Source organism: Rhodococcus sp. (in: high G+C Gram-positive bacteria), assembly GCF_049286785.1.
Lineage (GTDB): Bacteria > Actinomycetota > Actinomycetes > Mycobacteriales > Mycobacteriaceae > Rhodococcus_F.
The window spans coordinates 1-3,093 of the sequence record NZ_JBAQEO010000569.1 but is presented as its reverse complement, the minus strand read 5'-3'; the positions used below and the strand labels follow the sequence as shown (position 1 = coordinate 3,093).

Annotated in this window: 4 protein-coding genes; 2 read left to right on the top strand and 2 right to left on the bottom strand. The window is 62.1% G+C overall.

Features of this window, described 5'->3' with window-relative positions:
* Both WAW17_RS20605 and WAW17_RS20600 read right to left on the bottom strand, forming a co-directional pair.
* Positions 1-399: hypothetical protein (locus tag WAW17_RS20605; RefSeq protein WP_422334774.1), on the bottom strand; the 399-nt coding region annotated here is incomplete at its 3' end.
* 38 nt (positions 400-437) lie between these two features.
* On the bottom strand, positions 438-779 hold the full coding sequence (locus tag WAW17_RS20600) for an ImmA/IrrE family metallo-endopeptidase (RefSeq protein WP_422334773.1): 342 nt from the start codon (positions 777-779) through the stop codon (positions 438-440).
* A gap of 329 nt (positions 780-1,108) precedes the next feature.
* On the opposite strand from WAW17_RS20600, the gene WAW17_RS20595 reads away from it, so the two are divergent.
* Positions 1,109-1,336 carry a hypothetical protein gene (locus tag WAW17_RS20595; protein ID WP_422334772.1) on the top strand — a complete coding sequence of 76 codons (228 nt, stop codon included), beginning with the start codon at positions 1,109-1,111 and terminating at the stop codon, positions 1,334-1,336.
* A 397-nt stretch (positions 1,337-1,733) separates the two neighbouring features.
* On the top strand, positions 1,734-2,909 hold the full coding sequence (locus tag WAW17_RS20590) for a replication protein (RefSeq protein ID WP_422334771.1): 1,176 nt from the start codon (positions 1,734-1,736) through the stop codon (positions 2,907-2,909).
* Positions 2,910-3,093 lie beyond the last annotated feature (184 nt).

Here is a 3,093-nt window from a genome sequence, read left to right as displayed (position 1 = left end):
CAACAACACCACGATGATCAGAGGCGGCAGCACGTAAAGGGTTGGGCTGGTCCGTTCTTTCCAATCGGGGTTTACCAGTCCGCGCATCAGCGTGACCATGGAGAAGCAGGACAGGATGAAACAGATGTGCCAAAGATCGAGGATCTGGGGTTGTCCACCTGGCAGGACGGTCGCCACTACCCGTGCGATCGAAGGCTCGCACAACGCAACGGCACACCCAGCGAGAATTGCTGCACGATTCACCTGTCGGTCGAATCGCGTGCTGCGTACGAATATCGTGCGCAGGCTGATCATGCTCACCATGAAGACGAACCCGGCCGTCCAAAGCCAGCTCACGCTGGATTCGCGCGGGTGCTGCAATGTGATCGCAGCGAGAGCGCTCGCGACAACCAAACCCACAACAACATTCGACGGCCATTTCGCCGCCTTCCGGGACCTCAAAACAGCCGAAAGGTCGCAGGCCGCGAGCCGTCGCTCTTTCGCAGGTGGCGAGCCGGATGGGTGACCAGCAAACTTCCAAAGAGTTCGGCTTCGTACTCCTCGGGAGAATCATAGTTTGTGAAACCGCGGGCGCCGAGAGTGGTGGCACCGCGAGGAATGTCCATCCCCAGGAGTTGATTTGCCAATTCGTGGAAGTCAACCTCGTCTGAATCCGGGTCATGGTCGAGGATCAGGTGGCCGAGCTCGTGACCAACGATCTGTGCCTGCCGGCGCGGATCAGACGAGATGCGATGCCAGACGATATCGAACTCCGGCGTCCTCGTGGCGAGCCCACACACCTTCCCTCCGCCTCCGGGGACGGCAGGAAGCGGTGCGAGCTTGATCGATCGGCCTGTGAGTCGGCTTGCGGCGGAAACTGCTTCGTCGATCGACCACCCGGCCGCAAGGTTCAAGCTCTCGACAACTGGTAGCAATCTCGATCGCACACTGTCGTCGTCCTTGCTCTGCCGACCGATGAAGCCCATGTCCACCCTCTCCCCTAGCCTTGCCCAAGGCACCAGGCGAGTCTAGGACCTCAACGAGCGGAGGGGGCAGACGGTCGATGTGCGGCGGAAAGGTGGCGTGTCGCTACCGCGTTGACGGCATTTCGTGGACCAGAATTGACCTCATGGCCGAGAACCTGTCGCCCCGGAAAGTGGGACGCCCAAGCAAGGGCGACCGCAAACTCGTCAAGGCATTCGTGCCGATCGAGCTGAAAAAGGCCACTGCCGCCACCGCCGCGCGCAAAGGGCTCACGGAGACTGACTACATTGTCGCGTTGCTGGCAGCGGACACCGGCCTGACGCACTTCGCTACCCCACACCAGGAGGAGTTGCCGCTGCCAGAGACCGCGTAACCACCTGGTCTGGCTGAGGGCAAGCAGCCGAACAGAGGCGGATAACCACATATCTCTGCAGTACCAACCTCATTGAGAAACCCCCCGGTGGGCAAGCACCGAGGGGCCTCAAGGCGAAGAGTTCTGAGCGACCAACTCACAACTCGGGTACTGCCTTTCCCCGAAGGGAACTGTCGTGGTAGACAGCTCTCAGGGTAGCGCACACCCTGACACCGCTTCAACGAACACCGCTGGCGTGTCCGATCACGGACTGGACACGGCCACCACCTACCTATCGAAGCCTCCGCGGTACTGCGGAAGCTCCCGCTCAAACCCCCGCCGAGGTATCGCCAGAACACCACGAGCGGTACCCGGCCACACGTACGGCCACCAGTGCGCCAAACTGCATCCCTTGCGTGTGCGTGCTCTCGGCGGCCAGGAGGCCGCATGCCGGCACTACTGCAAAGTTCGCCTAGACCTGGGCGAAAACCTCAGCTTCGGTGAGGACGCCTACAACGGCCACAACGCCGTCATCGCCGACCGCGTCTACGGCGGCATACCGCACTGGCGAGGACAGCAGCACTGGGTCGAAGTCGTTGTGCGGTGCGCCTATGCTGCCGACTACGAACGAATCCGCCCCGCGCTGGTCAAGGCTACCGGCGGCGGAATGAGCCTGCGAAAACTCCTCAGTATCGCGCGGGTCATGGGCGAAGCCGCGGACCACACCACCGGCCAGAACTCACGCCTGACGGTCGCCACGATCATGGAACGCGGCGACCTCAAAGAACGCACAGTCAAACGAGCGCGCACAGCCCTCAAACTGCTCCGTGTGGCCACCGAGGTGTTCCGAGGCCGCCAACGCACCTGGGCCGAACGCATGGCCTCATATCGCGTCGGCGACAAGGCCCGTGGCTGGGCATCAGTCTGGGCACTGCACCCCTCCAAGCCTGTGGATAAAACTCGCATCTCAGTTGGTGATTCCATACAAATGGCACCCCACCCCCGAAGGGGTCATTTTTTCTCTTTTAACTCTCGTAGAGAGTTAATAACTACAACGAAAACTGTGGATAAACGAGCCGCTTCGCGGCGCACGGAGACCAAGGTTCAACGCGAGCAGGCCGCCACCATCCAGAAGGGGGCCGTCCTAGCCTCCAGGTGGCTCTCAGGCAAACGAACGCCGGCATGGGCACGTGAGCACGCAGTCAAAACCTGGGCCAGCGTCCTGGCCCAACCAGCCGCACATGGATGGACCAGCGAGGATCTGAACGCCATCCTCGACGCCTGGTCTGCCCGGACCCACATCGCCCCCACACCGAAGGTGCCAGCCGCTTTCTTGCGCTGGCTCCTCAACCAGCAGGATCTGGACTTCCCGCCGCACGTCCTCGATCAAGCCGCGCGGGACCAGGAAGCAGCTGAAGCTGCGGAGCTAATGGCGGCCGCGGATAAACGCCTGCACCAGAGCCGGATCGACAAGGAGAACGGACGGGCCGCACTTGGCAGCCCCGGCCACCGAGCTGCGATCGAGATCGCGGCGGCCGCAACACGCACCGCCGAGCAACGCCGCCGCGGCAGTCGAGCGGACGGAACTGGCTAAACGTCGGAGGAACCGTCCGTGATGCACAGCTACGTGTCCGTGGGTCCCTCAATCGAAGCAATCAGCGCGTCAAGTATCACCGGCGCACTTGAGGGGCTGCCAATTTGCGAGAACAGTGGCGGCGAAGGCGTGCCTTCGGCCGAGACATACGAGATTTCGTAGGTAATCCGGGTCACGCCATAAC